Origin of the sequence: Pseudomonas sp. GXM4 (assembly GCF_008923895.1) — a bacterium.
Classification (GTDB): Bacteria; Pseudomonadota; Gammaproteobacteria; order Pseudomonadales; family Pseudomonadaceae; genus Aquipseudomonas; species Aquipseudomonas atacamensis.
The window spans coordinates 1-7,629 of the sequence record NZ_WBRZ01000261.1; the positions used below are offsets into that span (position 1 = coordinate 1).

General features: G+C 61.3%; 8 protein-coding genes. 5 read left to right on the forward strand and 3 right to left on the reverse strand.

Annotated features, from left to right (window positions below; all coding sequences use genetic code 11):
• Positions 1–118: 118 nt before the first annotated feature.
• Genes gatB through gatC form a run of 3 tightly spaced genes read right to left on the reverse strand, consistent with a single transcriptional unit; the run spans position 119 to position 3,330 of the window.
• Positions 119–1,564, reverse strand: coding sequence for an Asp-tRNA(Asn)/Glu-tRNA(Gln) amidotransferase subunit GatB (gatB, locus tag F8N49_RS22990; RefSeq protein ID WP_122750866.1), 1,446 nt, complete (start codon positions 1,562–1,564; stop codon positions 119–121).
• A gap of 10 nt (positions 1,565–1,574) precedes the next feature.
• Positions 1,575–3,026 (reverse strand): Asp-tRNA(Asn)/Glu-tRNA(Gln) amidotransferase subunit GatA, encoded by a 1,452-nt coding sequence (gatA, locus tag F8N49_RS22995; RefSeq protein WP_024011605.1) that lies wholly within the window; start codon positions 3,024–3,026, stop codon positions 1,575–1,577.
• A 16-nt stretch (positions 3,027–3,042) separates the two neighbouring features.
• Positions 3,043–3,330 (reverse strand): Asp-tRNA(Asn)/Glu-tRNA(Gln) amidotransferase subunit GatC, encoded by a 288-nt coding sequence (gene gatC / locus F8N49_RS23000; RefSeq protein ID WP_024011606.1) that lies wholly within the window; start codon positions 3,328–3,330, stop codon positions 3,043–3,045.
• Between the two features lie 211 nt (positions 3,331–3,541).
• On the opposite strand from gatC, the gene mreB reads away from it, so the two are divergent.
• The 5 genes from mreB to F8N49_RS23025 all read left to right on the forward strand — a co-directional run.
• Positions 3,542–4,579 (forward strand): rod shape-determining protein MreB, encoded by a 1,038-nt coding sequence (gene mreB, locus F8N49_RS23005; RefSeq protein ID WP_002555108.1) that lies wholly within the window; start codon positions 3,542–3,544, stop codon positions 4,577–4,579.
• Positions 4,580–4,719: 140 nt separating this feature from the next.
• Positions 4,720–5,823 carry a rod shape-determining protein MreC gene (mreC, locus tag F8N49_RS23010; protein WP_076565845.1) on the forward strand — a complete coding sequence of 368 codons (1,104 nt, stop codon included), beginning with the start codon at positions 4,720–4,722 and terminating at the stop codon, positions 5,821–5,823.
• Entirely contained in the window at positions 5,823–6,314 is a 492-nt protein-coding gene (gene mreD, locus F8N49_RS23015) for a rod shape-determining protein MreD (protein WP_024011608.1), read from the forward strand. The genes mreC and mreD overlap by 1 nt, the downstream gene beginning before the upstream one ends.
• Positions 6,315–6,351: 37 nt before the next feature.
• Positions 6,352–6,948 (forward strand): nucleoside triphosphate pyrophosphatase, encoded by a 597-nt coding sequence (locus F8N49_RS23020; protein ID WP_151552726.1) that lies wholly within the window; start codon positions 6,352–6,354, stop codon positions 6,946–6,948.
• Positions 6,949–7,006: 58 nt separating this feature from the next.
• Positions 7,007–7,629: ribonuclease E/G (locus F8N49_RS23025; protein WP_151552728.1), on the forward strand; the 623-nt coding region annotated here is incomplete at its 3' end.

Consider the following 7,629-nt stretch of genomic DNA (forward strand, 5'->3'; position numbering starts at 1 on the left):
GGTGCAAATCAAGCTCAGCAATTGGGGCCGCTTCGCGGCCCAACGGGGATAAATCCCCTCGCCACAGGTCCCTTCCACAGGGGATGGAGCCAGGCTTTGGATCTGGCTCCATTGGTGGTCAGCCTTCGAGCTTGCTTTTCAGCAGTTCGTTCACCTGCTGCGGGTTGGCCTTGCCTTTCGAGGCTTTCATGGCCTGGCCGACGAAGAAGCCGAACATCTTGCCGCGTTTGGCTTCGTCTGCCGCGCGGTACTGTTCGACCTGTTCGGCGTTGGCTGCGAGCATTTCGTCGAGCACAGCCGAGATCGCGCCGCTGTCGGTGACTTGCTTGAGGCCGCGCTTCTCGATGATCTCGTCAGCACTGCCTTCACCATTGGCCATCGCTTCGAACACCACCTTGGCAATCTTGCCGGAGATGGTGTTGTCCTTGATGCGCTGCAGCATGCCGCCCAGTTGCTCGGCGGAGACTGGCGAATCCTCGATGTCCAGGCCCTGCTTGTTGAGCAGGCTGCCCAACTCGACCATCACCCAGTTCGCCGCCAGTTTCGCGTCGCCACCGATGGCCGCGACTTTCTCGAAGTAATCCGCCTGTTCACGGCTGGTGGCCAGCACGTTGGCGTCGTAAGCCGACAGACCGAACTGGCTCTGGAAGCGCTCGCGCTTTTGCGGTGGCAGTTCCGGCAGAGTGGCACGCACTTCACCGAGGAACGACTCTTCGATGACCACCGGCAGCAGGTCCGGATCGGGGAAGTAACGGTAGTCGTTGGCTTCCTCTTTCGAACGCATCGGACGGGTTTCATCCTTGTTCGGATCGTACAGGCGGGTCTGCTGGATCACTTTGCCGCCGTCTTCGATCAGCTCGATCTGGCGCTGGATCTCGGAGTTGATTGCCTTCTCGATGAAACGGAACGAGTTGACGTTCTTGATCTCGCAGCGAGTGCCGAACTCGACCTGGCCTTTCGGGCGCACCGAGACGTTGCAGTCGCAACGCAGCGAGCCTTCGGCCATGTTGCCGTCGCAGATACCCAGGTAGCGCACCAGCGCGTGGATCGCCTTGACGTAAGCCACGGCTTCCTTGGCGCTGCGCATGTCCGGCTCGGAAACGATTTCCAGCAGCGGCGTGCCGGCACGGTTCAGGTCGATGCCGGTGGCACCGTTGAATTCTTCGTGCAGGCTCTTGCCGGCGTCTTCTTCAAGGTGCGCGCGGGTGATGCCGACGCGTTTGACCGTGCCGTCTTCCAGGGCGATGTCCAGGTGGCCCTTGCCAACGATCGGCAATTCCATCTGGCTGATCTGGTAGCCCTTCGGCAGATCCGGGTAGAAGTAGTTCTTGCGGGCGAACACGTTGTGCTGGCCGATCTCGGCGTCAATCGCCAGACCGAACATCACCGCCATGCGCACCGCTTCCTGGTTGAGCACCGGCAGCACGCCGGGCATGCCCAGATCGATCAGGCTGGCCTGGGTGTTCGGCTCGGAACCGAACGTGGTGGAACTACCGGAAAAGATTTTCGACCGGGTGGTGAGCTGAGTGTGAATCTCCAGCCCGATCACGACTTCCCATTGCATGTGTGTCTCCTCAGAAGCCGGTTGGGGTGCGGGTGTGCCAGTCAGTGTTGAGCTGATACTGGTGGGCAACGTTCAACAGGCGGCCTTCCTGGAAATACGGCGCGAGCAACTGCACGCCCACCGGCAGACCGTCGACAAAACCGGCCGGCATCGACAGGCCCGGCAGGCCGGCGAGGTTGGCGGTGATGGTGTAGACGTCTTCCAGATAGGCAGCGACCGGGTCGCTGTTCTTCGCGCCAAGCTTCCAGGCCGGGTTCGGCGTGGTCGGGCCGAGGATGATGTCGACTTCATTGAACGCAGCCATGAAATCGTTCTTCACCAGGCGACGGATCTTCTGCGCTTTCAGGTAGTAGGCATCGTAGTAACCGGCGGACAGCGCGTAGGCACCGACCATGATCCGGCGCTGTACTTCGGCGCCGAAGCCTTCGCCACGGGAGCGTTTGTACAGGTCGATGAGGTTTTCCGGGTTTTCGCAGCGGTGGCCGAAACGCACGCCGTCGAAACGCGACAGGTTGGAAGACGCTTCTGCCGGGGCGATCACGTAATAAGCCGGAATGGCGTGCTGCATGTTCGGCAGGCTGATTTCCTTGATCACCGCACCGAGCTTCTGCAACTGCTGGATGCTGTTCTGGATCAGCTCGGCGATGCGCGGGTCGAGACCGGCGCTGAAGTATTCCTTCGGCACGCCGATGCGCAGGCCTTGCAGCGACTCGCCGAGGCTGGCGGAGTAATCCGGAACCGGCTCATCGATGCTGGTGGAATCGTTCGGGTCGAAGCCGGCCATGCCTTGCAGCAGAATCGCGCAGTCTTCGGCCGTGCGTGCCAACGGGCCGCCCTGATCGAGGCTGGAGGCATAAGCGATCATGCCCCAGCGCGAAACGCGACCGTAGGTCGGCTTCAGGCCGGTGAGGTTGGTGAACGCCGCCGGCTGACGGATCGAACCGCCGGTGTCAGTGGCCGTGGCGGCTGGCAACAAACGAGCAGCAACCGCCGCCGCCGAGCCGCCGGACGAACCGCCTGGCACGTGTTCCAGGTTCCACGGGTTTTTCACTGCGCCGTACCAGCTCGACTCGTTGGCCGAACCCATGGCGAATTCGTCCATGTTGGTCTTGCCCAGGGTCACGGCGCCGGCAGCGGCCAGTTTCGCAACGACAGTGGCGTCATACGGGGCTTTGAAGTTGTCGAGCATCTTCGAGCCGCAGCTGGTGCGTATGCCTTGGGTGCAGAACAGATCCTTGTGGGCGATCGGCGCGCCGAGCAGGGCGCCGCTCTCACCGTTGGCCCGGCGTGCATCGGCGGCTTTCGCCTGCTCGATGGCCAGATCCTCGGTGAGGCTGATGAAACTGTTGAGCTGCGGATCGAGCTGGGTAATACGCGCCAGCAGGACTTTGGTCAGCTCTTCGGAGGAAAACTTTTTATCGGCGAGACCGCGGGCGATCTCGGCCAGAGTCATTTGATGCATTGCAGGCTCTTTCCCTTTAGTCGATGACTTTCGGAACCAGATACAGGCCGTTTTCGACCGCTGGTGCGATGGACTGGTAGGCCTCGCGATTATTCGTCTCGGTCACCACGTCGGCGCGCAGGCGCTGACTGGCTTCCAGGGGGTGGGCCAGCGGCTCGATACCGTCGGTATCAACGGCCTGCATTTCGTCGACCAGCCCGAGAATGCTGTTGAGGGCGGAAGTAATGTGCGGAAGATCGGCATCGTTGAGGCCAAGGCAGGCCAGATGCGCGATTTTTTCCACGTCGGAGCGTTCTAGCGCCATCGGGATTCTCCAGTGGAAAACAGAACGGACGGCGTCCGTGTGTTAGATTGTCGGAACACTACCGCACTTCTACGGTCATAAGGCCGCGATTGTGGGGCTTGGTGCACAGAAAAGCGGCCAATTTAACATATTGGCGCCTTGCCCAAAATCCCTGTCGTTGTTAGAGTTTGCCGCACTTTTTTACCCACGCGTTGCCTAGGGTCCCTTTCCCATGTTCAAGAAACTGCGTGGCATGTTTTCCAGCGATCTTTCCATTGACCTGGGCACTGCCAACACCCTTATTTACGTGCGCGAGCGCGGTATCGTCCTGAATGAGCCATCGGTTGTGGCCATTCGGACACACGGTAACCAGAAAAGTGTCGTCGCTGTCGGCACCGAGGCCAAGCGCATGCTCGGCCGTACGCCGGGCAACATTGCTGCCATTCGTCCGATGAAGGACGGCGTGATCGCCGACTTCAGCGTCTGCGAAAAGATGCTGCAGTACTTTATCAACAAGGTTCACGAAAACAGTTTCCTGCAGCCCAGCCCTCGTGTGCTGATCTGCGTTCCATGCAAGTCCACCCAGGTTGAGCGTCGCGCCATCCGTGAATCGGCCCTTGGCGCCGGTGCCCGTGAAGTGTTCCTGATCGAAGAGCCGATGGCTGCTGCGATCGGTGCCGGCCTGCCGGTTGAAGAAGCGCGCGGTTCGATGGTCGTGGACATCGGTGGTGGTACCACTGAGATCGCCCTGATCTCCCTGAACGGTGTGGTCTACGCCGAATCCGTTCGTGTCGGCGGCGACCGTTTCGACGAAGCGATCATCACCTACGTGCGCCGCAACTACGGCAGCCTGATCGGTGAATCCACCGCTGAGCGCATCAAGCAGGAAATCGGTACGGCCTACCCGGGCGGCGAAGTACGCGAAGTCGATGTTCGCGGTCGCAACCTGGCCGAAGGCGTTCCACGCGCATTCACCCTGAACTCCAACGAAGTGCTTGAGGCTCTGCAAGAGTCGCTGGCCACCATCGTTCAGGCGGTGAAAAGCGCGCTGGAGCAATCGCCGCCGGAACTGGCTTCCGACATCGCCGAGCGTGGCCTGGTGCTGACTGGTGGTGGCGCGCTGCTGCGTGACCTCGACAAGTTGCTGGCTCAGGAAACCGGTCTGCCGGTGATCGTTGCCGAAGATCCGCTGACTTGCGTTGCTCGCGGCGGTGGCCGTGCGCTGGAAATGATGGATAAGCACACCATGGATCTGCTTTCGAGCGAATAAGCTTCGAATGCAATACGTGGGTGAACGCACAGGCAGCACTTTGCAGTGCTGCCTGTTGGCGTTTATCTTCTGTCAGTCTTCATCCAGGCCGGTTTGATGCCGTATGAATAAACAGAACATTTGCCTGGGAGGAGCGGCTTATTAAACCGCTTTTCACCAAAGGCCCTTCGTTGGGCGTGCGCCTGTTGGTGCTGGCCGTGCTCGCGGTCGCACTGATGGTGGTCGATGCACGTTTCGACCTGCTCAAGCCCGCGCGCAAGCAAGCGTCGCTGGTGCTCATGGATGCCTACTGGATCACTGACCTGCCCGGCCGCTTGTGGGAAGGGGTCGCCAGTCAGTTCGGCAGCCGCACCGAGCTCGTCGCCGAAAACGAAAAACTCAAGACCGAAAACCTGCTGTTGCAGGGGCGCATGCAAAAGCTCGCGGCCCTGACCGAGCAGAACGTTCGGCTGCGCGAGTTGCTCAACTCCTCCGCACTGGTCAATGAAAAGGTCGAAGTGGCCGAGCTGATCGGCATGGACCCCAACCCCTTCACCCATCGCATCATCATCAACAAAGGTGAGCGCGACGGCGTGGTGCTCGGTCAACCGGTGCTCGATGCACGCGGGCTGATGGGCCAGGTGGTTGAGTTGATGCCGTACACCTCGCGGGTCCTGCTGCTGACCGACACCACCCATAGCATTCCGGTGCAGGTAAACCGTAACGGTCTGCGCGCGATTGCCAGTGGCACCGGCAACCCTGAGCGCCTGGAATTGCGTCATGTCGCCGACACGGCGGACATCAAGGAAGGCGATCTGCTGGTCAGCTCCGGCCTTGGCCAGCGTTTTCCGGCCGGTTATCCGGTGGCCACGGTCAAGGAAGTCATCCACGATTCCGGCCAACCGTTTGCCATTGTCCGCGCCGTGCCGACTGCCGCCCTGAACCGCAGCCGCTATCTGCTGCTGGTGTTCAGCGACAGCCGCACTGCCGAGGAACGCGCCAATGACGCGGCCCAGGCGCAGGAACAGCTTGATGCCCACGGCGGCGGCCCGATGTTGCCGGCCAGCGTGCCGAAACCGTTGATCATGCCTGCCACGCCGTCGACCGCTACCGCAGCGCCGGCCGCTGAAGCAGCGGCGCCTGCCACCACGCCAGCCAAGCCCGCCGCGAGCAAGCCGCCCGCTGCCGCTCCGGCCGCTGCCAAACCGCCGGCCGCGAGCAAACCACCGGCGAAACCGCCAGCCACTACCGGGGGACGAGAATAATGGTCGGCGCGAAAAAATCCGGAAACGGCTGGATGATCTGGTTGACGTTCTTCGTCGGCATCCTGCTCAGCGTATCGCCGTTGCCAATCTTCATGGAAATCCTTCGCCCGCTGTGGCTGGCCTTGCTCGTGACGTTTTGGGCGCTGTACATGCCGCACACGGTCGGCATGGTCACGGCGTTCTGTCTGGGGCTGGCCGAAGATGTCCTGCAGGGCGACTTGCTCGGACAGAACGCGCTGATCCTGACCCTGATTACTTTCCTCGTGTTGTCATTGCAGCAGCGCCTGCGCATGTTCCCGATGTGGCAGCAATGCCTGGTGATCCTGGTGATCTTCGGCCTCGCACAATTGGCGCAACTGTGGCTCAGCGCTCTGACCGGCAACCGTCAGCCAACCCTGGCGCTGGTCTTGCCGGCGCTGGTCAGTGCCTTGCTCTGGCCGTGGGTCAGCTTCGCCCTTCGCGGGATGTGCCGACGCTACAGAATCTATTGAGCCGGTGAAGCAGGGCACTGAACAGGGAGATGTTTTGATGAAACTGCTTTACCTCGCCTCCGGCTCACCGCGCCGCCGTGAATTGCTCACGCAGATCGGCGTGCATTTCTCTGCCATCAGCGCGGACATCGACGAAACCCCGCTTCCTGAAGAATCCCCATCGGCCTATGTCGAGCGCCTCGCGCGTGGCAAGGCTGAGGCCGGGCGCCGCTCGGTCGTCTCTGATCAGCCGTTCTGCGTGCTTGGCGCCGACACCGCTGTGGTGCTCGACGGCAAAATACTTGGCAAACCGGTGGACGAAGCCGATGCATGCGCCATGCTGATGATGTTGTCCGGCAACGAACACGAAGTGCTGACCGCCATCGCCGTGCTTGAAGATGAGCGCTGCGAGTCGCGGGTGGTGCGCAGTCGCGTGCGTTTTCGCAGCATCAGCCGCGAAGAGGCCGGCGCCTACTGGGCCAGTGGCGAACCGCGCGACAAGGCCGGCGGCTATGGCATTCAAGGCCTGGGTGCGGTGTTCGTCGCCGGGCTCGACGGCAGCTATTCGGCGGTGGTCGGCCTGCCGTTGTGCGAAACCTGCGAGGTGTTGGGCCATTTCGGCATACCCTGTTGGCAAAACCTGAACACGCCCTGAGCGTCGTACGAATCCAGATGCGGCCACTATCGTGAACATGCCTGAACGAGATCCTGCCATGAGTGAAGAGATTCTGATCAACATCACGCCGATGGAGTCGCGCGTGGCGGTGGTCGAAAACGGTGTGCTGCAAGAAGTCCACGTCGAGCGCACGCAGAAACGCGGGATCGTCGGCAACATCTATAAAGGCAAGATCGTTCGTGTACTGCCGGGCATGCAGGCGGCATTCGTCGACATCGGCCTCGATCGCGCGGCTTTCATTCATGCCGCCGAAATCTCTCTGCGAGAAGGCCCGGCCGTGGAAAGCATCAGTTCGCTGGTACACGAGGGCCAGAGCCTGGTGGTACAAGTCACCAAAGATCCGATCGGCTCCAAAGGCGCACGCCTGACCACGCAACTGTCGATCCCTTCGCGTTATCTGGTGTACATGCCGCGCACCGCCCACGTCGGGATTTCCCTGAAGATCGAAGACGAAGCCGAGCGCGAGCGCCTCAAGCAGGTGGTCAGCGATTGCGTAGCCAAGGAAGGTATCAAGGAGGCCGGCGGCTTCATCCTGCGCACGGCCGCTGAAGGCGCGGGCGCTGATGAAATCCTCATGGACATCCGTTACCTGCGCCGCCTGTGGGACCAGATCAACGAACAGATCAAGACTATCGCCGCGCCGAGTGTGATCTACGAGGA